This is a genomic window from Paenibacillus sp. JDR-2 (genome assembly GCF_000023585.1).
Classification (GTDB): domain Bacteria; phylum Bacillota; class Bacilli; order Paenibacillales; family Paenibacillaceae; genus Pristimantibacillus.
On sequence record NC_012914.1, the window covers coordinates 4,583,547 to 4,605,946 of the forward strand.

A 22,400-nucleotide genomic window follows, 5' to 3' on the forward strand; every position below is an offset into this window, starting at 1 on the left:
CTCTCCTCCTAACCGCGATATTCGGTTGGCGTTAAGCCGGTCTGCGCTTTGAATGTCTTGATGAAATAGCTCTGGTTGTCATAGCCGAGCATCTCGCAAATCTCGCTTACGTAATAATTCGTCTGATCGAGCAATTCCTTCGCACGCTCGATCTTCTGGTCGGTGACATACTCAATAAAGGTCAGGCCGGTCTCCTTCTTGAAGAAGCGGCTGAAATAGCTAGGATTCATATGCAGATGAGCGGCTACTTCCTCCAGCGAAATCCGTTTGCCCAGATTCATCGATACGTACTTGCGGGCTTCCGATACTTCGCGGCGTTTGCTTACCGGCAATGCCTCTTCCCTTGCAGCGATGTAAGACTGAAGCTGCGTATGGAACCACTCGAACAGTCCCCATAACGAATCGAAATAAACAATTTCCTTATGCAGCTTCTCGGCGGTTAAGGTCTGGGAGGCAAACAGCATGGCATGAAGCTTGAGCCGCATATCGATAAGCAGCTTCAACACCCAATCCCTCACTTCTTCGGAAGCGTATTGCTCCTTGCGGATATGCGTTTCCCATTTGCCGGCTAACGTTCTGACTTTATCGCTGTCCTTCGCCATAATCGCTTCGCGAATCTCCGCGGCTGCCTGGTCGTACATCGCAAGAAGCCCGGAGGAATGCTGAGCCCCTTTCTGCCATTTGGCAGTTTCCCCTTTGGACAAATAAAATCGCTGTTCGTCGGCTTTGAGCAGGTTGCATAATGCCTGCTTCAGCAGCTGCGGATTGTCGCAGCCCGTCCCAATCAGAAAGGCCATCTGAATCTTCAGCACTTGCCCAAGCGTCCGTTGTACGGTTTGAAGGCTTGCCTGCACCTGATCATATACATTTTGCTTAAGCCCCGGCTTAAAAGCGAAGAGCAGCAAGGACTGCCTGCTGCTGTATCCGATATGCACAACGCGCAAAGGCAGTTCGATCAACAATTCTTCCATCACGTTGCTAATGGCAAAATGCAGCGTCTGATCCGAGTCGAACCGGTTCTTGATCAGGTTATAGCTTTCGATAAAGCCGGCTACGGGAAGACATAACTCCCCGGGCTGGAACAACCCGTAGGAGCCGAAATCGCGCTGCCATTGCTCCGCGGAAATAAGCGGCTGCTGGACAAATTCGCGGAATAGCTTCTCCTTGCGCAAATCCTGGGATTCGCTGACCATTCGCTTCATCTTGTTTTGCTCGGATAACATCTGGCGTTCGCCGTCAAAGCCTTCCTTAAACTTCTGCAGCAGCCCAATCAATTCCTCCGGATCCAGCTGATCCTTGAGCAAATAATCCTGAACATCCAGCCGCATCGCCTGTTGGGCGTATTGGAATTCGCTATGGCAAGAAAGAATAACAATTCGTACCGAAGGATTTAATTTTTTTACCCTTTGCGCCAGCTCCAGACCGTCCATCTTCGGCATCCCGATGTCGGTCACGAGAATATCCGGTATTTCCTCCTGCACATGCTCCCATGCCGCGAGTCCGTTCTCATGCTTGCCGGACAAAACAAGACCAAGCTTCTCCCAATCCACTACTTCCGATAACAGCTCGATTACCGGATAATCATCATCCACGAGCATCACTTTATACATGAGGACGCCCCTCCTCCCGAATAGGGATATGCATCATAATGCGTGTTCCATGATCGCTATCGACGGTGATATGAAAGGCATCGCCAAACATAATCCGCATCCGCTCCGCGACATTCGCCACGCCAATTCCGGACATTCCGGGACCTTTTGAGCGCCCGGTTTCCTGAACCTCTTCCGCCCCTGCTCCCGCAGTCATAAGCCGTGCTCTCAGCCGTTCCAGTCCCTCTTCATCCATTCCAATTCCGTCATCTTCCACCGACAACTCAAGGAAGCGATCCTTTCTCTCTGCCGTAATCCGGATCGTTCCGGCACTTTGGTTAAAGCCGTGTATCAAAGCGTTCTCCACCAGCGGCTGCAAAATAAACCGGGGAACCCGTATATCAAAAGATGTTACGTCAACGTCCACCAGCAACTGCGCTTCTTCCTTTTGCCGCAAATTCATCAACTCGACATAATGCGTCAACAGCTCGATTTCTTCATGCAGCAGAATGGCGTCTTCATCACGGCTGATCGTCATTCGCAGCAGCTTGGACAATGAGGCGATCATCTTTGCACTGTCCTGGTCGCCGCTCCGCATCACTTTCATCCGGATCGAATTAAGCACGTTAAACAAAAAATGCGGGTTAATCTGGGCCTGCAGCATCGCAAGCTCTGCTTTGCGCTTGCGCGCTTGCGTGAGCGATACCTCGGTAATCATCTCCTTAATGCGGTCGAGCATTTGGTCGAACAGAAATCCCAATCTTCCGATCTCATCGGCGCCGCGGATACTGGAGCGTACCTCCAGATTGCCCCGCTGCACGCTTGAAGCTACCTTCCCTAACTTGATCAGCGGCTTCGTCAGCTGTCTCATCAAGAGGAGCAGCACCACGAGAAAGGCGATAAACGATACGATCTGGAATAAAAAGACCCGGCTAAAAATCGAGCTGATGTTCACGATCGCATCCTGATAAGGCTCCGTTGCTACCAGATGCCAGTCATTAAAGGAAAGATCCGCCGTTGTCAGCAGCAGCTTTTTGTTTTCGTCTTTAATAATGGACGAAGCGACCCGAGAGTCCCTTTCCGCCATCTGCTTGCTGTATTCGAAATTTCCGTTCACTTGCTCCAGCTGAGGCGATGACAGGATCTTGCCGTCACCGTCTACAAGGACCACCTCCTGGCTGCCCGTCAAGCTGCCTAAGATCTTGCTGAACTTGTTCTCCATCATCGTCACGATGACGTATCCGTAAATCCGGGTGCTGTCGAACCGGAGCGTTCTTGCAACCGAGATCTGATACGGACTGCTTATGCGGTCATAAGGAAAAATCGTCGGAGAAGTACTCACCCAGTAAGACTGCAGTCCCGTGAGCTGCTTCAAATTATTGAACCAGGATTCCTTCTGAAAAGTAAGCGGATCCATTTCATCCTTGGAATAGTTTGTAAAGGTCTCGCCATTGGTGAGGATAATCGTAATGTAGCTCTTCTCCCCTATATAAGTCAGCGTCTCAAGCTGCTGCATAATCCGGCTCGTTGCCGTAAATTTCTCGTAGGGATCCAAATCCGTATTCAGCATCTTGATAAAGCTTGATTTCATATCCGCGTTTGCCTGCAAATAATTCGCTGTGTTGAGCATGCCTTGAAACAGATTATTGATCGAGCCGTTAACGAGCTGCATGGAATCCGTCGCGTTTTCCTTGGCCTGGCGTTCTACGGCTTCACGGGTCAGCGAGTTATAAATCAGCATCGTTAAGACGGCGGGAATGAGAATACATATAACCGCTACAAGAGAAAGCTTTCCTCGTATGGAGTGAAAATAAGACCTGATGCGGTACATCGCGAGAAGTCCCCCTTAGATAGAAAAGGGGGACAGTAACTCCCGTCCCCTTTGGATATTTATTATACCTTATTATTTTTTGTTCGCCGCAATAATTTCGTCCACGCGTTTCTTGGAGTTTGCAACGGTTGTATCGACGTCTTGGTTGCCAAGGATCAGCTTCTCGTACTCTTCGTTGATCGCTTTGTATACTTCGGCTTGATAAGAAGCAGGGGCGATAATTTCAGTTGCTTTCGAGTTCACGAGCGTATTTACAAGGCTATCTTTGTCAACAAGCTCAGGGTTCTTCGTGCCGGCAAGAATCGTATCGATGATGCCTGCTACCTGATCGTTGCTTACGCCGTTCCAAGCCGGAATGTTTTTGCCTTGAACGACTTGGCCTTCCGTTGTGTACCAACGAACGAATTTATAAGCTTCTTCCTTCTTCTTGGAGCTTTCCGATACCGCTACATAGTCCGTGGTAACCGGCGTAATACCGGATTGGTCGCCTGCATTGTTTTTCGGGAATGGCGCAACCGCTACATGGAACGTCAGAGGCAAAGTGTCCGTACCGCCGATTTCCGTATTCATCCACGAGCCGATTGTCAGCATGCTTGCCGATTGGTTAAAGAATTGGTTACGGTAAGCCAGCTTTTGCGAGATCATATCCGAGTAAGGAACGGAGGACTTATCCTCTTTTTCCATTTTTACGCGAAGCTCAAGCGTCTTCTTGAAGTTAGGATCATCCAGATTGGACGTGCCGTCCGCTTTCAGGAATTCGGATCCGGTTGGCTGGTTTTCCATCATCAGCTTCAGATACTCCATCCAGCCGCCGTTTTGCGGACCGTGGAAGTAAGTGCCGTAACGTTTTGTCGCGCCTTCGCCTTTGGTAAGCTTTTTCGCGTAGTCCGCGTATTCATCCCAAGTCCAGTCCGTCGGAACCGCAAGTCCCGCTTCGTCCAGATTGTCCTTGTTCAAAAGAACGTACCAAGGATTGAACTTGCCTGGCAGCGAGTACACTTTGCCGTTCAGATGAGTATCAACCTTGTAATCCTCTTCTACCTTGTAGCCGTCTTTCGCAAGGAAGTCATCAAGAGGAGCTGCCATGCCAAGCGCTACGCGCTGTGCGTAACCTGCCGCGTCGCTAAACATCATAACGTCGATTTGCTCGCCGGATGCTACTGCAAGATCGAGCTTTTTCATCGATTCCTGCGTGTCGCCTTTTTCGCTCAGCTGTACAAGCTCAACGGTTACGTTCGGGTTCTTCTCGTGGTAAGCATCCAATGTTGCTTTCCAGTTGTACGCTTGCTCCGTGCCGTACGTGTAGAGGCGGAGTTTTACCGGATCTCCGCTAGCCGCGCTGTTGCCGCCAGCATTGGAGCTTGCTTCCGTCGAAGGAGCCGCGCTTGCGTTCTTGTTGCCCGAATCACTGTTGTTGTTGTTGGAGTTTCCGCAGCCTGCCAATACTCCAGTCAGCAGTAAACTAATCGCCAATCCTGATGCCCATCTCTTTTTCATTTCTAAATGCCCCTCTCTGAAATGCAAGGTTATAGGATGTTGATAGTTTTCATTATAGTGAGCGGCAATTCGGTAAGGATGAAACTATCTTTACCTAAATTGCAACAAATTCGACTTTCTTGCTAACGCTTTCATGATCATTACCCTTTTACGCCGCCTAATGCAATACCCTCGATAACGCTTTTTTGACCAATGATAAAGATGATGAGGAGCGGCAGGATCGCCGATACGGCAGCAGCCATAATTAGCGAGTAGAACTCACCGCTGAGCGACGTAAACTTCTGCATAGCCAGCGGAATCGTGAACAGCCGGTCTGTGCGAAGGAAGATCAGCGGATTCTGGTAATCGTTCCAGGTCCAGATAAAACGCAGAATCGCGTAGGTCGCAACTGCCGGTTTAACCAGCGGGAAGGCGATGCTCCAGTAGATCCGGAAATGGTTGGCCCCGTCTATTTTAGCAGATTCGATAAACTCCTGGTGAATACCCATAAAGAACTGCCGGAGCATAAAGGTACCTAGTACGCTGAAGCTGCTGAGCAGAATCAGGCCCCAGTGGCTGTCGAACAAACCGATCTGACGGTACAAAATAAACTGCGGAATCAGAATCGCCTGGCTTGGCACCATGTAAGTCGCAAGCACGATCAGGAACACGAAATTGCTGCCCTTGAACTTGATCTTCGAGAAGCCGTATGCGGCAAGGGATGAGAACAACGCTGAAATACAGGTCGTGATGACGGCGATTTTGATGGAATTCAAATAATATTTCCAGAAGGGATAGTCTCCTACCCATACTTCCTTATAGTTCTCGATGGCGTGCCAGTGACGCGGAATCCATTCGATCGGATAAACAAAGACGTCCTTCTCGATCTTGAACGAAGTGACCAGCATCCAGATGAACGGAAGCAGGAACAAGATGCTGACGGCAAACATGAGGACGGTAAGAACGCCTTTGCGCCAGTTGAAAGCTGTGTTAGATGTCTCCATGAGGTTGGTCTCCTTCCGTTAGTAATTAACCCATTTTTTCTGTGCAAGCCATTGTCCGAACGTAATGAGAAGAACGAAGATAAACAGCATGGCCGCGATCGAAGATGCGTAGCCGACCTTCAAGTTCACAAAAGCCGTATCGTACAGATACCATACCATCAGCGACGTGGAGCCGATTGGCCCGCCTTGCGTCATAACCGCGATAATGTCGAATACTTTAAAGGTCGAGATAATGCCGGTTACAAGCAGGAAGAAAGATGTTGGCGACAGCAGCGGGAAGGTAATACGCGCAAATTTGGTCCAGCCGTTCGCCCCGTCAATATCGGCCGCTTCGTATAAATCCTTTGGAATCGACTGCAGACCGGCAATGTAAATAATCATGTTGAACCCAATCGATGTCCATACGACAATCATCATAATGGAGGCAAGCGCGAAATGCGGATCCGCGATCCACTTCGGCGGATTGCTTACTCCAAACGTGTGCAGAATCTGGTTGATCGGACCGTAAGAAGGCTGGAACAATACCTGCCATACGATCGCTACGGCAACGATGCTGGAAATGTAAGGCATAAAGTAAGCAACTTTGAAGTAGCTTTTCAAGTAAACATGGCGGTCAATGATGACGGCGAGCACCATGGAAATCAGCATATAGATTGGTACGGCGAGCAGGAAGATAAAGTTATTGCGTACCGAGCGGATGAACTGATCGTCGTGGAACAGCTTCTTGAAGTTGCCGAAGCCCACCCAGTCGAGCCCTTTCCAGCCCTGAACAAAGTTCCAGTCGGCGAAGCTGAGTACGATTGTCGCAACAATCGGAAGAAGAACGAGAATACATACGCCAATGAGCATCGGGCTCACGAACAGCCATCCGGCCAGCGTCTCTCCGCTTTGCAGCGAGCGTACTCTTTTCGGCTTCTCCAGCTTGCCCATCGCTTGTGGTGAAGTCTCCATCTTAAGCACCTCGAATTTCTTAGAATATAGTAGGAAGTAGTGAAGTTGTTTTTATTATAGAGAATGCGGGAATGCGACCTATGCCGTTATTTTTACTTTTTTCTTGTTAGAATTGACTTCTTGGTTGGGGACTCGCTGAATGTTATGTTGTTGGGGGGGATCAGGGGGATCGGGGGTGCTAACGAAACGTGGTAACGTTATTTGACGGAAAACAGCGGTTTTTCAAATCTAACGAAACTACATAACGCTATTGGTACCCTTCGTGGTTAAAATAAGGGCAAAAGCCGGGAATAACGATACGTAGTTTCGTTAGAAATAAAAAGTCACCTAATTGGAGCGAATAGCGTTACGTAGTTTCGTTAGAAAAAGAGACTGCCCCATGATGGGGCAGCCTCGGGTTGTTTTATAGGTGAGAACTCTTAATTTCCCGCTAAATGATCTAGCTCGATCATATGCTCGATTTTCATCTCAAACTTTTCTTTCAAATGATAATATTTGTTCAATAAATCTATTTCTTCATCAAGCGAATTTGTAATTAAACCTATAATGGAATCATCCCTGTCATCATTGCTTGATTCAAATAGAGTTTGATGGATATCAAATACCGATTCATCATTAATTAATGTAAACCGGAGTGGTTGATCATTAAAGGTTAACTTACACTTCAACATTTCGAATAAAACATTTAGACGGTAAAAAAGGTCATTCTTAAAATGGATGCCCTCCTGGAGGTTTCTGATATCTTGCATTAACTCCTTAAAGGTTAATCGTACGTGCTGCATGGCAACGTAAGACCATACACATGTCCCCGTACTCCTTCCATGAGCTTCCCAGTTCTGATTCCACAAAATATTTTTTATGACGTGCTTGTAATCAGGTCCAAACAAGGCGATACCAAGAATGATTCCCGCATTACAATCAACAGAGGCACTCCGATCTCCCCATTCAAAAAGCTTGGGCACAACGCTGCTGTCTAAAACTTTATAGCTTAATGCGGGAACAAACTCATCAAATAGATTCTTCCCAAATGATTCGTCGATAACGGATTTTATCTGGCTCTCATATTTGTTACACGGTAAATGAAGCAGCCCTAGAACCGCGTTCTTAGAGATATGCCAGTCGTCTGCGGTCATAAGCGACACAAGAGTTTCCGTGCATTTTGTATACCCCAGATAACCTAACACATGTAAAATTTCGCTGGGCATTTCATCTCTTAAATTTTGTTTATAAAAACATCTGTCGTAAATGACTTGAGCTAATTGTAAGTCTCCATGCTTCCTTATAGGTTCTAGCAGCAGAATTCTATTGTAATCCTGAGGATCTTCCATAAATATTCGGAATAATTCAATGGCATCCTCGAGTCCACCGTATTTGCTAATCTCATTTATATATGAAATATCACTGCTAGGTTCAGACGAATGGATAATACTTATAAGTTTTTTCGTTGCTGGAATCAATATTGTCTTCCTCCTGTACCTAATTCCAGAAGCCGTTAGTCCTTCACAATTGGCATACTGCCTTTGTAACCGCAAACGGGGCAAGTAACGATCCGTTCATTGACAGCTCCCGTTTTTAGAGCAAAAGCGAAATCCTTTTTGGATAACTTAAATGAACTACGGCATGCCGGGCAGACAAAATGCGTGGTTTTGGTGCGGAAATCGATGTACTTGTAAGCTAACAAAAAGGTTAATGCCAGCGGGACAACGATTTGAATCAGGATGACAACCGGGTTATCTTGATCCATAATATTTCCCTTCCTTCATTGAAATTCAACTTCAGAATACCACAGTTTTGTCTGAGCAGCCGAACTTTCAGACTATAAATAAAGAGGAGCTGTCCTTATGACAACTCCTCTTTCTCTTCCGCTTCGATTACAGCAACTGCCCGAACCGGCGACCCGTCACCGCCAGCGATCCGCAGTGGAAACCCGTAAAATATAAAGTCCGTATCAGCGGGAAGACGATTCAACCCCTGCAGTCCTGTATAAGTTATGATGTTGATTCCAAGCAATGCCCGCTCCAATTCTTCCGTCAATTCACCGCCAACAAACGGTGGCCGCAGAATTGCAAGCCGATCAAAGCATTCCAGCCCGGCCGACTCGAAGAAAAACAACCCTCGAGCTTCCGGCCACGCAGAGTCTCCAACGCGAACTATACGCGAAGCTCCAAAAAATCGCTCCAACGGCAGTTCATCCAAGGTGGCGCCACCAGCATGCATATGAGATGGAGCATCCACGTGTGTTCCGGAGTGGCTGCCCATTGATAGATGCCGCAACTCCCAGGTATGACTTTCGTAGGTGTGCGCGATCTTGACGCGCACCTCCGGATCGCCGGGATATACAGACATTCCATCTGCTATTGGTATAGATAAATCAATAACTTTCACTGTTACTGAGCCGCCTCCTTTTAGCTGATTTTAACGATAGGTATCCATAACTCGACTTCTACTTCTTCAGTGATCGCTTGTTTTGCTATACCTGCCTCGATTTCAGGACCAACTTGAATCATGGGACCCTCAGCTTGCTCATACCCGGAGGAAGGGAACCACTCTCCATAAATACGGTGCCACTTCTCCTTCTCCCAAGGAACTTTCACTTCAAATATAACCCATGTCATAGTCGGAACAATGAATTGAGACAAGTTTTCTGGGCATTTTTCAGTGGAAGCAACCGCCATGTAGTAATCAAACTCATGATGTACACGTATTCCTTCTGCGAAACTCACATGCACAATTCCGTGCGGCTCAACATTATTTAGCGACCTAAGCTGGGTATATGTTTTATTATCCGTGGACTTCCAAACCTGCTCTACGCCTGGATGTTCCCCCATATCAACAGTCATAACTCGGTTACTTACTCCAATTAGTTGAAAAGCTTCCTTTTGCTCAATCCTGTATCTCATTGGCTCACTTCCCCCTATCGATATTCGGAAGGTCATTGGAGGATATGCTGTTAGTGAGTGGCTAGTCATTCTCGCTTCTGTTGGCGTAATGCCATGTAGATTGTGAAAAGCCCGCGTAAAAGAGTCCGGTGAATGGTATCCGTACTTTATGGCGATGTCGATTACTTTGACGGTTTTGTCCTGCAAATCCAGCGCTGCATGCGTCAAACGTCTGCGACGGATATATTCTTGCAGCGGGAAACCTGCCAAATAGGCAAACATCCTCTTAAAGTGGTACACGGAACAGAATGCACGCTTTGCGATCTCATGTTCATCAATCTCGTTTTCAAGATTTTGTTCGATATAGTTTAAAGCTCCATTTAAATGTTCCAGCATATTTTACCAAAGACCTCCTTTCCTCTTTAGAATAGCAGGGAGATGTTGCTAGCATCCGACAATTCTAGTTCAACTTCTGCAGGGTGGACTTTATGAGAAAGCCTCTATCGAAGCCTTGCGAAGATGTGCGACCGCGTTTAGTGGTAGCCTTTATCGCCATATAGAATTTTAGTTTCCGCTGTCTTATACATTCTATAGTGGTAAAAAAGACATATATACGTCCTTGCCTTGGATCAACGTAAATCCAAGTTTTTTATATAAAGCACGAGCCGGCACGTTATCTTCATCAGTTTCAAGCTGTAGTCGTGCTGCTTTTTTGGAATAGGCTAAATCAATAGCATGCTGTAAAAGTTTCCTGCCAACGCCCTTTTTTCTATGCCCGGGCGATGAATATAAGGCTTCGATACGCAATACGGGATACCCTTTGCTGAGCGAGAAGCTCCAAGAAAGGACGATGAAACCAAGGGATTCATATTCTTGAGTTGCTACAAAACAAAAAGCTGAGTTGTCACTGAGAAGCCTGTTTAGGATTTGATCACATTGTTCGAGCAATTCGGGTGAAGATTCAGATTCTTCTATTCCATTAGAGGAGGAATTCAAGTAACCGGCTATTAAAAACTTCATTTCGGGAATATGAGATTTATCCAGTGGCATAACTTCTAATTTCAATTGACTCCCTCCAATCTACCACTAATTGATCCGTTACTTTAAGAGCCAATTGACAGCATCTAATAGGTTCTCAGCCACATAGTCAGGGGCAGCTTCAAGCCATTCGCCAAAAAACTGATGGGATTGGAATTTCGATAAATCCTTTTTCCCGGAACCTGTTGTTACTAATACTTTCATGCATCCTGCTCGTTTGGCGGCAATCATGTCTGTCCACCTATCGCCAATGACAGCGCAATTCTTCAACTCCAGACCTTCTTCTTGCGCCGCCTGAATAAGTAGAGCGGATGAAGGTTTTCGGCATGAACACCCTTCTTCAAGTTGATGCGGACAGATATATACGTTATCAAAACCAAATGAATAAAGTTCGTTCCGAAAATCCGTAATCGTAGCCTCTCCACGCGATATTCCAGGCTGATTAGTAAACGAGTATATTCGTACTCCCGCGTTTTTGAGGGTTTCCAGAGACTCTTTTGTAAAAGCAAATAATTGAAATGCATCTGGATACGTTACTTCGTCCGTACCGCCAATGGTCCCGTCTCTATCAATAAAAACGGCCTGTAATCTATTAAGCATTTATTATCACCTCCAATTGATATTCGGTTAAATCCCGATTTTTCAATTATCAATATATCACCAAATAATTGCTCTAAGCTCCTCCGTTAGATTTTCAGGTATGGCGTAACCTTTTCCGCTATCCGTATCTACGAGTAAGGCGGTACGTCCATCCTCGTCAGTAATGTTCAATACGAATTTCCTCTGTGAACCATCATCCAACATAAGGTGCATGTAAAAGAAAACGCCATAATCCAATTCGCCTTTTATTAATTTCGCTCTGGTAATCGCCCGCTCAAATACGTTAAGTTCATCTGTTTTCTCGTATGTCATATCTCCCTCTTTAATTGAAGATGGCTTCATGGGCTTGCATTCATCCGCACACTCCATCCTAACGTTAACAATTTCTTTTCCGTCTAACAGATCGTTTCCGCAGCCCGTAATACCTAGAATAAAAATGATCATTACTATTAAAAGCCATCCTTTTTGCACTTTCCTCACCCCCAATACACCAGCATTTAAGTTTATTGACGAGTTTAAAATCAAAATGTTTCCATATTTCCTGCAACTAAAGTTACTCACTTTTCGTTAAGAAACTTGTAGCAAAATACCAATTATTTCTGTGTACACATGAAGTTCTCCATAAAGGCAGAAGCCGGCCATCGGTTTCTTCTTTATGTTTATATATAGTAAATTTAACGGTTAAGGTTTATTTTCCCCCCTCAAATGCCGTTAACAAAAGAGAGCAAGAAACATTTTCCAAGGAAAGGGAAGGGAATTAGTGAAGGAAAACATCAGAGGAATTCTGTCGTTCAAGTTGGTACGCGGCTGGCTAGCAGCTGTTCTTGCCATGACGCTGGTCATGACTAGTCTTGGTGGAGTTGCGCAGGCGGCGACGACGGATACCGTGACAGGCATCGAATGGAGCTACGCGGAGTCAGATTACAATCCAAGCACATCATCGCTGGAAATGCTCGTCGAAGACGGCAATGTCGACCTCACCGTGCTTGCTACCATTTCGGGCTCAACATCCAAAAAAGACGTAACGACCGACGTAACTTGGAAATCATCCAATAGTTCCATAGTCAAAGTTGATAAAGGCGTGTTAAGCGGCGTAGCCAAAGGTACTGCCACCATCACCGCTACCTATAAAGGGTTCTCCTTATCGATCAAAGCGGCTTCGGATTACGTATACAATCAGGTTACCATTATGCAAAACGGACAAGCAGCTCCCGCTGCTTTAACCGATGTGCTTCTTGGACAATCGCTTGTCTTTACGCTTGACGGAGACGGCGAGAACGTTACGGACGACGCGACATGGACAACTTCCAGCTCGTCCATCGCTACCGTCGATGATGGCCGCATCACGCTTGTTGGTGCCGGCACGGTTACGATCACGGCGAAATACAAAGGCAAGTCGGATTCTATTAAACTGACGATATCGTCGCCTTACAAATCCATCGCTATTACTCCGGAAGCGGCTAACGATCTGTTGGAGCTTGAAATTGGCGGCGATGATTACAAGCTGGAAGCAGACGCCGTATTGAAATCCGGAGAAACTTCCGATGTCACAAACGAAGCCAAATGGTCTAGCGCCAACACCAAAGTCCTTACTGTAAACAAAGGCGTCCTTACTGCCGTCAGCGCAGGCAAAACGACCGTCACGGTCTCTTATCTTGGAGTAACGGATACGCTCACGGTTGTCGTCCGGACGCCTTACCAGTCCATCAAGATTGCTCCGGAGAAGGAATACCATATGCAATTGCAGGACGCTCCTCTGCAGATCAAAGCGGAGGTGCTCAGCAATTCGAACGTCTCTTCGGACATTACAACCGTAGGCACATGGACTTCTTCCGATATAACGATCGCTACCGTTGATCAAGGCAAAGTCATTCCGAAGGCGGTTGGCACGACTAAGATTACCGTGGCATACCGTGGCGTTAGCCGCAGTATCGATGTGACGGTATATCCGAGCATTACCAAGCTGAAGGCTGACAAAACTTCGATCGATGGCTTCAAAGGTATCGAAGGCGAGCTTCCGAAAGTAACGGCAACCACGTTCGACGGCTCCAGCATTGATGTCTCGAAGCTTGTGAAATGGACCGTTGCTGACGATGAAATTGCCGAGCTTAAGGATGGCGTCTGGACAGCCAACCAGCTTGGCGAGACAACCCTCACGGGAACCGTGCAGGATCTGAAAGCCACGGTAAAGCTTGTTGTTCATTTGAAGCCAATCAAGCTTTTATCGGATGCTAAAGACATGAGTATTATTTTGGGTAAAGAAACAAACCTTCCTAACGTTACGGTCATCTACGAGGACGGTACGGAAGCCGATATTTCCGAAGCCATTGAATGGAATACGACATCCGACAATATCGTCTTGCTGGAAAAGACGTTAAAAGGTCTGGAAGCATCAAACGTAACCTTAACAGGCAGCTATCTGAACAAAACCGTCTCCGTTCGCGTTAAAATCGAAGAGGAAATTGTTAAGATGGTTGTTGAGCCCACCAAGCTTGAACTCAACCCGGGACGGTCCAAGGCAATTAAGGTTACGGGATATTACAAGGACGGCAAGAAGGTTTCCATCGGCACCAAAATGAACTGGGTTGTTGCAAACGAAAATGTTGCTACGATTAGCGGTTCATCATCCGTTAAGGCACTTGATGTGGGTACAACCAAAGTGACGGGCAAATACCAAGGCAAAACGGTTGAAGTTCCTGTCACGGTTACGCCAAAGCTGAAATCGTTGCAGCTCTCCAGTAAATCCGCGCAGATGTCTGCGGGCGACACTTTGACGATCAGCGTGCAGGCCATCTACTATACGGGCAACCCGGTGAACGCGACGAGCAGCGCAACATGGACTTCCTCCAATACGTCCATCGCAACCGTCAAGGATGGCAAAATTACAGCCGTACGCAAAGGCAGCGCAACGATTAAAGCAGCCTTCGGCGGTAAAACAGCCTCCATCCGCGTCTCCGTGAAGTAACCGTATTTCCGTAAATTTAAAAGCCCTGCTCGCAGCTTTTTGAAGCTATTGAGCAGGGCTTTTCTATGATTAAAATGTACTAGCCTTTGGAATGCAGCGAAAAATAATCGGCTAATACACTTAAGCTTTCCTCTTTTAATATGCCTCCAAGGACTTCAGGTTTATGGTGGGAATGTTTAAATACAATCCCGGAGCATGGACTCCCCTTCGCATCCAGCAGGTTGCACAAATCCATATCGCTGGCCGCGTAAACGAGACGTCCCAGCCTAGTCCATACCATCGCCCCGCTGCACATAAAACAAGGCTCGCAGCTCGAATACAAGGTATATTCCCGTAAATCGGTTATATGCGTTTCTGCGCAAAATCTCCGCAGCAAGCCTGCCTCCGCATGAAACGTTGGGTCCGTTGCCGAATAAATCTGGTTTTCATTGGAGTATACGATTTCGCCGTTTTTGACCAATACCGCTCCAAAAGGTTCATTGCCATGCTCGACGGCAAGCTTAGAAAGCTTGATGGCTTCTCTCATAAATATCTCGTCTTGGTTCATTCTTTATTTCTCCTCTATATGGAAACTATTGAATCTCAACAACGGTTACATAAGAAACCTCTTGTATCAGTGGAAGCATTTTTTCAATTTCAAAGTTTGTGGGCAGTTTTACGGTGATATCCAGCGCAAGCTCGGAAGAGTCTTCAAGCTTCTCCGTATGAAAATGCAAAATCGATATATTTCTCTCTTTGAGGAAATCTATAATATAGTTCAAAACATCAGGCTCGTTACGCAAACGGATCGATAATTGTTCCGTCCTCGGTGCTGCCAGCCAATTGATCTTGCTATGCAGCAGCTTTTGCGCGGCCAGAATAAGAATCGTTGTGCCGATCCCCACAATATAAAGGTCTGCGCCGATCGCCATACCTATGCCCGCAGTTAACCATATGCCGGCAGCCGTAGTCAATCCTTTAACGGTTTGCCGCTGCATGAATATCATTCCCGCACCAAGAAATCCGACACCGCTCACCACTTGAGCCGCAATACGCGACGGATCCAGAGCTATGTCGCTTTTTCCAATCATGTCTTGAAAACCGTATTTAGAAATTAACATCATTAGCGCCGCTCCGGCCGCTACTACGAAATGCGTTCGGATGCCTGCCTCCTTCATTCTGCTCTTTCGTTCATATCCGATAAGTGCTCCACACACGCCTGCCAAAACAATTCGCAATAAAAAACCGTATTCCATGATGTTTCCTCCTTTTACCACTAAATGGCGTAGTACCTGCAACTATAACAAAAAGCGACCGTGCATGTCAGCACAGTCGCTTTTTTTGCTCACTAATTTATCCGTTCAACAATCCTGCCGATACCAGCAAACGTTTCAGAAGCGTTGCCGCTTCGGCGCGGGTTACGCTGCCTGCCGGTGCGAACGAACCGTCCGGCATGCCTTTTAACAGGCCTGCACCAGTCGCTTTGCCTACGGCATCGGATGCCCAATCGGAAATACGGCCAGCATCCTTGTAATTCAAGTCTGCTGCAGCAAGCTTGCTGCTTGTTGCCAGCTCAATGGCCTTGACTGCCATCATGGCCATTTCTTCGCGGGTTACCTTGCTATTCGGACGGAAGGTTCCGTCCGAATAGCCATTGATGATACCTGCACCGGATGCGAGCTTCACCGTCTCCTCATACCAGCCGCCGGCTGGAACATCCTTGAAAGTACGTGCCTCGCCAATCTGGCGGATGCCTAACGCGCGAACAAGCATGGCGGCGAACTCGGCGCGGGTTACGGCGCGTTCCGGTTCAAACTTGCCAGCCGATACGCCGTTCAGAATACCTTTGCCGGCAAGGAGAGCAATGTCCGCTTTTGCCCAATGGCTGGCCGTATCCGTAAAGGTACGGTCAAGCTTCGCTGCGGTATAAATACTGTTGCCCATGCTCTTAATGGTCACAACGGTCTTGCCGTCCTTCACCGTGATAAGAGCTGGTACTGAACTAAACGTACCCGTTGCCGGATCGTAGACCAATACGGTTAATTTGCCTGCTTCTTGCACGCCATCTACCGTAATGGTTCTTTCCACATAAACTCCGCCAAAGCTTGTAATAACAACCGTTTGCGCTCCGGATTGAACCGTGATGCTGAAGTCAAGCGCAGAGCCAACCGTAGTTACGCCTTGATCTTCCGCATCCTTATTCAGCTTGGCTGTCAGATCGGCAGAAGGCGATTGTATGGAGAAGGTCCATATCGCGTTAGCTGTATCTGAGATACCGTTAGCCTTCAAAATCGCGGAGAGCTGCTTCAACGGGAATGTATAGCTTCCCAGCTGGCTCTTCACGACCAAGACCGTGTCCGGCTTGGAACCGGCCAGCTCCAGCAATGTTTTTACCGTAAAGGCCGCTTTGCCGGATGCCGCTGAAGCACTGATATCAACCGTAACGAAAGAATGTCCGTCGTTTACTTTGTTTTTCAAGGCAAGGTCATTGTCTTCCGGCTTTAAAGCCGCCGTAATGACATCCGTTCCGTTACTTCCTATATTGCCAGCGTTACCCGGATTTGTACCTGTGCTGCTGTCTTCCCCGCCAGTCACTTGAAGCGTAAACACCCGCTTGGTGCCGTTATAAGTGACGGAGATTTTTGCATTCCCTGGACGTGCTGCTTTTAACTGTCCGTTATCCAGATACGCAATATTGCTATTGTCTGTCGTTATAACCGCTTCTCCCGTTACCTCTTCCCCGCTTCGGTTAAAGACATGAACCGCTTCCGAGGCCTGTTTCTCCATCTCGAATGGTCCGATGCGGTCATTTCCTACCGCGAACTGGAACGGTTTCAATAGGCTTGCGAAGCCTTCGTTCTGCTCCTCGAACGCAAAGGCCGGATTCGAATCATTAACAACAGAGATCCGTTCACCGCGCACGATAATGTTATCCGCAATAACGGAGCCTTTTACGTTAGGAGTAACATCTACCCCGTTTGTACCCGCCCCGTCAATAACCGTATTTTCGATGGAAACGCCGCTCACGTTAAAGTCGCCTTGAACAATGAGTCCGGCATACGTGCTGTCGAGCGCCGTGTTATTCCGAATGTATACGGTACCGTTCAGGTCCTTCTCGCTTGCGAATACCCATATCGCGCCAAGGTTCATGCCATAGCCGGTATCAAAGCTGCCTGTGCGGATCAGCGTATTGCGTTCAACCACCGTTGTACCGCTGAACGGAACCGGATTGAAGCGTGTCGATACGGCTACGCCCGCACCATTGGTAATGGTGTCTTTGGCGATATTGTCAGTCAACTTGTTGTCTTTGCCGCCGAAAATAACCATATTGTCGGCGAGCCAAGGAAGAGATACGGTATTAAAGCGTGCCGTATTATTTACGCTGGCTACGCCTTCCGCGGACCACACCGCAATGCCGTCGTCACCCGGATAACGGATGTCGCTCTGCTCCAGCATGCTATTGCTTGTTCCGACGCAGAAGTTAATGCCGTCCGCCATCAGATTGCGCATTCGGAGACCAACCATATGCAAGCTGTCCGTATAGCCGCTGCCTCCTTTCAGGCGCGTAAGCCAGAGACCTGTCTTGGAATGCTCAATCCATACATTCTGGATAACGGAACCCGGACCGAACTCGCCTTCGAAGCCATGCGTGCTTGCTTCGTCATCGCGCACATTCAAGTCGCCGTCAACGAGCAGGTCATACACTTCGGTATGTCCGCCATCGCCGATAAATCTTGCTCCAAGAAGAGTGGTATACCACATGCCTGCACCGCGGATGGTCACGTCGCTGACATGCAGCAAGCTGCTTCGAAGCTCAAAGGTCCCCGCCGGGAACCAGACGCCTTTGCCTGCGGCTTTGGCTGCTGCCATGGCGTCATTGAAGGCTGCCGTATCATCCGCGCCATCATCGGCGGTTGCACCGTAATCAGCGACGGACAGGAAGCCGTCCGGCATGGTCAAAGGATCCGCAACCTGCTCCATGTCGGCCATATCGATCACGTAATAATCAGCCGTGCTATCCGCGTCTTTTTCCAACCGGATCGTTGCACCGGCAGGCACATCGCCAATCAGCGCATGGATCTCGTCGAAGAAGCGGTGCGCGCTGCCCTGCTTCGGATCATTGGACCACGGGTAGCTGCCGTATTCCCAAGCATATTTCGAAGTCAGATTAAGCTTTTGCTTAAATTCGCCATTTACATATAAACCCAACGTTTCCTGCAGACCGCTGCCGTCCGCGCTGTCGGGAATCGCATAACGCAAAACGATAGAGTTGGCCGGCTGAGCGAGAGTAAACTCTACATAATCGCCAGTCTCATTAAGCGAAACCGCCTGTCTGCCCGAAGCTTCGGAGGCCATGTCGCGGTAAACTCGGGATGGTCCAATCAGCTCGGCATTGGTAGCCGCATGCTCAGCTTCGTAAGTGACGTAAGGAACGGTCGCTCCGCGATAATCCAGATTCACCGCATGATTAATGGAAAGCGAATCAATGGAATAGCCGCCGCTGCCTAATGCTCCCTGCACCATAACCGTATTTACGCCTGCGCGAAGCTCAAGCGAGGTATCGGCATTCTTCCAGTTCGAAGCTGCAGGGAGGTTTGCGTCATCAGACGGAATACCGTTAACCGTTACTTTCAGGGTACCGGATTGACTTCCCATGTAACGGATGGAAGCCTCGTAAGCACCCGCTTCTTCCGCATTGACTACAAAGCGGATCAAGTCGTTATTATTCTTCAAGCCCGCTGCGTAACCCGTGCCCGTATAACCTTCCGATAAAGCTGCTGCCGTGATGCTCTGGCTATGGAAGGCGTTCTCCGCTTCATAAACAACCTTGTTTAGGGACGGAGTAAAGCTCCACACGGCTGGAGTAGCATCTTCACCATACTGCAGAACGCTGCCTTCCACATGCAAAGCTCCATTCTTATCCGCCGCATTAATCAGGACAAAATGCCCTAATTGTTCTTCAATGACCCACTGCTCGGCATCCGTAATAACCGCATTATCCTTGAGAGAAAGGTCCAGCGACAGCAGCTTGCCTGCAGCGCGGTTCTTAATCAGCTTGCGTCCGTTATAGTCCTGCAGCAGCCATTCCGCGCTTGAATTACCCGTGCCGGAGCTTGCCGTAACAACCGCTTTGCCGTTTGATTCCGCAAGATTTTTACCGCCAGCCGTTATAGTGATGTAATTGGTATCGTTAAAAATCGGAGTGCTGGTTACTTCATTCCTCTCATCGCCCATTACCGGCGTTCTAAAGTCAACCGGCGCGTTGTCAAAGCTCCATTGCAGCGTCCCATAGGATGCAGGGAACAAGCCGCGTTCCGCGTAGCCCGCACTATTTTGAACATTGATATATTCGTCGTCAAAGCTGCCGTATAAGCTGCGGATCAAGTAGGTTGCGCCTTGCGGCTCTATGGACCAAGCTGCTCTTGCCGCTGCTTCTTCCAATGCTCCGCTCGTGATATACCGGTAATTATCGTCTGCCGAGATGTAATGACCGGTTACGCGGTTGCGGATGCGGTAGGATCCGTTATCTTCTTCAAGCAGCCAATGCGAATATCCGTTATCTGCATCCACATTGCCGTACAGCACAACACCGCCATGGTTCTCGTAAAGGAATTGGCCGGTTGCCGCATTTTTGATCCGGACGGGAACAGCTGGCAGCGGCGCTTCCGGCACCTCAACCGCTTCCGCCGCGAACTGCCCTTCATCATTGCCGGCAACAAGCTTGCTTACTTTCGCATACCCTGCGTCGTCTCCGCCCGCCTCATAGACAAAGTGGCCGGCCCAAGCGCTTTTAATATTGACGTAGCCTTCATTTGCGCTATCCTGCAGGTACCATTTGGCGCTGCCCCATTGCGGGTAGATGCTTTCCGCTACCAGCTTGAAGTCCGGCGCGTCCTGCTCGACTGAACCGCCGACGCCTTCCATCGAGACGTAATGGCCGGTTGCGAGGTTTTTGAGCCGAACGGATCCAACTCCGTCGCCTGCATCTTCCGGGAACCAGATCGACGAGGAATCGGATTCGGGAATGTCGGCAAATTTCAATTTGCCTAAATCCGCGCCAGCTTCCGTCACTTCGTACAGATAACCGCCGGTCAGCTTGCTTTTGATCCGAATATGGCTTGGCTCAGCTTCCGGCACATTGATAAAGCGCCAACGCGGGCTGCCCCAGTTCGGATTAATAATGCCGTACTCAGCATATTTGGTCAGGTTCTGCAGGTTGATGTATTTCTGCGAGCCTTCCGCATCGTTTGCGTCCAGAACGCTATGAATCAGCCTGGAGCCGCCACCTTTATCCTCAATAACCCAAACGGCGCTTCTCCAGTCATCCTCCACGTCGGATACTTTGATATGACCGTCCGTTACATTTTGCAAATTGATATAGTGGTTGGTCGCGCGGTTCTTGATCCGCTTACGGCCTTGGAACCGCTCGATGACCCATTGATCGCGCTGATCGTCCTCGCGGATATTGCCGTATTTCAAATTGCCCTGCGAATCCTCGTATAGATACATGGATTGCCATTCATTCATAATACGCACAAACTGCGGGGAACCGTCCGTAGCTGCCGAAGGATCGGCAAGCAGCCATTGTGCCGGGTTCGTATCCGGATCCACCGTGCCTGCTTGGGCAGATCCTGTTGCATCCGCGTTATGCAGATAGACATTGGCCCCGCTTGCGCTTTGGATCGTCTTATAATCGTCGTAGATTTTCGAAGATGCCAGTGTCCACTGATAAGAAGCATCGATAGTCGCCGGTTTATCGACCGTCAGAGGATCTGTCGGCTGAGCCGACCCGCTCCGGATATAGTGACCGGTTGCCACGTTGCGGATAAGCGTCTTGCCGTCGAAATCTTCCATAATCCACTGATAAAGGTAGCTGCCTGCATTCGTGCTGTCCGGTGCTCCATATTGCACAATGCCATTGTTCTCGTACAGATAAGAAGCTCCCGCCGGTTCATCGGAATAGCTTGCAATACGGACAGGCTGAACATCCGCAGCCATATCGATCCGCCATTGCGCGCTTCCCCATGCCGGCTGAGCCCAGTCATTGGCACGGACATTGGTATCATCCGGGAACTGGGTATTAAGCACGTAATTTAACGGGGTTTCTCCTTGCGCGGCAAATACGTTCGTGAAAGTAACGAAGCCCGCGCTTGCTGCTGCCGCCATCGTCCACTCGCTTTTCGTGCCGTCTTGCGCAATGGCTTTAAGCTGCATCCAGCCTTCATCGCCTTGCGTAACGTAGTGCCCGGTCGCGCGGTTTCTCAAGCGGATTACCGAGCTTCCGTCATCTTTGGATTCAACCGTTTCCATATACCAATGGGTTATCGGGTCGGTAATACCGCCGGCAGCGCCAAATTTGACAAAGCCGTCTTTATCCTCGTACAAATATTGCCCGGCCTTGAACTGGTTAACGATTCGTACCGGAACGCCTGCCGGATCAACCGGCTCCAGCGCCCATTGCGGGCTTTCGAACGTGATATTGATATCGCCGCTGACTTCCGCGAATCCTAGCTGGTCTTCCTGGTGAATAACCAGGTTCGCGGACGGGTCGCCGGCATTCTTAATAATGACATAACCGGCCCGGCTGGAATCCGTTATGATCCATTGATCATCCGTGGTGCTCGTTGCAATGCTCCGGCTGTACAAAGGATCACGCCGCTGATTCGTATCCTCCATCGAGATGTAATGGCCGGTCGCGCGGTTCTTGATCCGCTTCACCCCGCCGCTTTCTTCAATCAGCCAATGGGAGCTCTCGTTGTCCATCGCCGTAAAGCCATAGCGGACAACGCCGTCCGAGCCCTCGTACAAATAATTGCTTTTCCATTTGTTCTTGATCCGCACATAGCTGTCCGACCCGCTGCTAACCGCAGCGACTGCTTGATTGTTGTCATTGTCTGCCGCATATACCGGAAACGCCGTCAACAGCAGCAGCAGCGCCATCAAAGCAGACAGCATTGCCTTGCTTCGTGCCATTCGTACTCCCCCTTAAGTCTCGTCAAGGATTAGTTGCATCTCCCATCTTAGAATGTAAGGGTTTACAGGACGAGGTGTATTATTGGGAATATTAGGTGTTATATTATGATGCTT

16 protein-coding genes are annotated in these 22,400 nt (G+C 48.6%); 1 reads left to right on the forward strand and 15 read right to left on the reverse strand.

Annotated features, from left to right (window positions below):
- Positions 1-8: 8 nt before the first annotated feature.
- The 12 genes from PJDR2_RS20365 to PJDR2_RS20420 all read right to left on the reverse strand — a co-directional run bounded on the left by PJDR2_RS20365 (position 9) and on the right by PJDR2_RS20420 (position 11,839).
- Positions 9-1,610 carry a response regulator transcription factor gene (locus PJDR2_RS20365; RefSeq protein WP_015845609.1) on the reverse strand — a complete coding sequence of 534 codons (1,602 nt, stop codon included), beginning with the start codon at positions 1,608-1,610 and terminating at the stop codon, positions 9-11.
- Entirely contained in the window at positions 1,603-3,420 is a 1,818-nt protein-coding gene (locus PJDR2_RS20370; RefSeq protein WP_015845610.1) for a sensor histidine kinase, read from the reverse strand. The genes PJDR2_RS20365 and PJDR2_RS20370 overlap by 8 nt, the downstream gene beginning before the upstream one ends.
- A 72-nt stretch (positions 3,421-3,492) precedes the next feature.
- On the reverse strand, positions 3,493-4,917 hold the full coding sequence (locus PJDR2_RS20375; RefSeq protein WP_015845611.1) for an ABC transporter substrate-binding protein: 1,425 nt from the start codon (positions 4,915-4,917) through the stop codon (positions 3,493-3,495).
- Positions 4,918-5,057: 140 nt separating this feature from the next.
- The gene (locus PJDR2_RS20380; RefSeq protein ID WP_015845612.1) at positions 5,058-5,900 is read right to left on the reverse strand and encodes a carbohydrate ABC transporter permease; all 843 of its coding nucleotides are present in this window, start codon (positions 5,898-5,900) and stop codon (positions 5,058-5,060) included.
- Positions 5,901-5,918: 18 nt separating this feature from the next.
- Positions 5,919-6,851 carry a carbohydrate ABC transporter permease gene (locus PJDR2_RS20385; protein ID WP_015845613.1) on the reverse strand — a complete coding sequence of 311 codons (933 nt, stop codon included), beginning with the start codon at positions 6,849-6,851 and terminating at the stop codon, positions 5,919-5,921.
- 419 nt (positions 6,852-7,270) lie between these two features.
- The gene (locus PJDR2_RS20390) at positions 7,271-8,308 is read right to left on the reverse strand and encodes a hypothetical protein (RefSeq protein ID WP_015845614.1); all 1,038 of its coding nucleotides are present in this window, start codon (positions 8,306-8,308) and stop codon (positions 7,271-7,273) included.
- 35 nt (positions 8,309-8,343) lie between these two features.
- Entirely contained in the window at positions 8,344-8,595 is a 252-nt protein-coding gene (locus tag PJDR2_RS20395) for a hypothetical protein (protein WP_015845615.1), read from the reverse strand.
- 95 nt (positions 8,596-8,690) lie between these two features.
- The gene (locus PJDR2_RS20400) at positions 8,691-9,236 is read right to left on the reverse strand and encodes a cyclase family protein (protein ID WP_015845616.1); all 546 of its coding nucleotides are present in this window, start codon (positions 9,234-9,236) and stop codon (positions 8,691-8,693) included.
- Positions 9,237-9,256: 20 nt separating this feature from the next.
- Positions 9,257-10,126, reverse strand: coding sequence for an AraC family transcriptional regulator (locus PJDR2_RS20405; protein ID WP_015845617.1), 870 nt, complete (start codon positions 10,124-10,126; stop codon positions 9,257-9,259).
- 192 nt (positions 10,127-10,318) lie between these two features.
- A complete protein-coding gene (locus PJDR2_RS20410; RefSeq protein WP_015845618.1) occupies positions 10,319-10,795 on the reverse strand; it encodes a GNAT family N-acetyltransferase in 477 nt (158 codons plus the stop codon).
- Positions 10,796-10,828: 33 nt separating this feature from the next.
- Positions 10,829-11,368 (reverse strand): HAD-IIIA family hydrolase, encoded by a 540-nt coding sequence (locus PJDR2_RS20415; protein ID WP_015845619.1) that lies wholly within the window; start codon positions 11,366-11,368, stop codon positions 10,829-10,831.
- Between the two features lie 57 nt (positions 11,369-11,425).
- Entirely contained in the window at positions 11,426-11,839 is a 414-nt protein-coding gene (locus PJDR2_RS20420) for a hypothetical protein (RefSeq protein ID WP_041613528.1), read from the reverse strand.
- A 289-nt stretch (positions 11,840-12,128) separates the two neighbouring features.
- On the opposite strand from PJDR2_RS20420, the gene PJDR2_RS20425 reads away from it, so the two are divergent.
- Positions 12,129-14,333: an Ig-like domain-containing protein gene (locus PJDR2_RS20425; protein WP_015845621.1), complete on the forward strand. Its 2,205-nt coding sequence runs from the start codon at positions 12,129-12,131 to the stop codon at positions 14,331-14,333.
- Positions 14,334-14,412: 79 nt separating this feature from the next.
- On the opposite strand, the gene PJDR2_RS20430 is transcribed toward PJDR2_RS20425, so the two are convergent.
- From PJDR2_RS20430 to PJDR2_RS32010, 3 genes are all read right to left on the reverse strand, one after another.
- Positions 14,413-14,880, reverse strand: coding sequence for a nucleoside deaminase (locus PJDR2_RS20430; RefSeq protein ID WP_015845622.1), 468 nt, complete (start codon positions 14,878-14,880; stop codon positions 14,413-14,415).
- A 25-nt stretch (positions 14,881-14,905) separates the two neighbouring features.
- Positions 14,906-15,568, reverse strand: a complete 663-nt coding sequence (locus PJDR2_RS20435; RefSeq protein ID WP_015845623.1) for an MgtC/SapB family protein — start codon at positions 15,566-15,568, stop codon at positions 14,906-14,908.
- Positions 15,569-15,665: 97 nt separating this feature from the next.
- A complete protein-coding gene (locus tag PJDR2_RS32010; protein ID WP_015845624.1) occupies positions 15,666-22,286 on the reverse strand; it encodes an S-layer homology domain-containing protein in 6,621 nt (2,206 codons plus the stop codon).
- Between the last annotated feature and the right edge of the window lie 114 nt (positions 22,287-22,400).

What these genes read in the sequence shown, in the direction of transcription:
- PJDR2_RS20365 (WP_015845609.1), bottom strand. Translation starts at nt 1,610, where the DNA reads ATGTATAAAGTGATGCTCGTGGATGATGATTATCCGGTAATCGAGCTG.
- PJDR2_RS20370 (WP_015845610.1), bottom strand. Translation starts at nt 3,420, where the DNA reads ATGTACCGCATCAGGTCTTATTTTCACTCCATACGAGGAAAGCTTTCT.
- PJDR2_RS20375 (WP_015845611.1), bottom strand. Translation starts at nt 4,917, where the DNA reads ATGAAAAAGAGATGGGCATCAGGATTGGCGATTAGTTTACTGCTGACT.
- PJDR2_RS20380 (WP_015845612.1), bottom strand. Translation starts at nt 5,900, where the DNA reads ATGGAGACATCTAACACAGCTTTCAACTGGCGCAAAGGCGTTCTTACC.
- PJDR2_RS20385 (WP_015845613.1), bottom strand. Translation starts at nt 6,851, where the DNA reads ATGGAGACTTCACCACAAGCGATGGGCAAGCTGGAGAAGCCGAAAAGA.
- PJDR2_RS20395 (WP_015845615.1), bottom strand. Translation starts at nt 8,595, where the DNA reads ATGGATCAAGATAACCCGGTTGTCATCCTGATTCAAATCGTTGTCCCG.
- PJDR2_RS20405 (WP_015845617.1), bottom strand. Translation starts at nt 10,126, where the DNA reads ATGCTGGAACATTTAAATGGAGCTTTAAACTATATCGAACAAAATCTT.
- PJDR2_RS20415 (WP_015845619.1), bottom strand. Translation starts at nt 11,368, where the DNA reads ATGCTTAATAGATTACAGGCCGTTTTTATTGATAGAGACGGGACCATT.
- PJDR2_RS20430 (WP_015845622.1), bottom strand. Translation starts at nt 14,880, where the DNA reads ATGAACCAAGACGAGATATTTATGAGAGAAGCCATCAAGCTTTCTAAG.
- PJDR2_RS20435 (WP_015845623.1), bottom strand. Translation starts at nt 15,568, where the DNA reads ATGGAATACGGTTTTTTATTGCGAATTGTTTTGGCAGGCGTGTGTGGA.
- PJDR2_RS32010 (WP_015845624.1), bottom strand. Translation starts at nt 22,286, where the DNA reads ATGGCACGAAGCAAGGCAATGCTGTCTGCTTTGATGGCGCTGCTGCTG.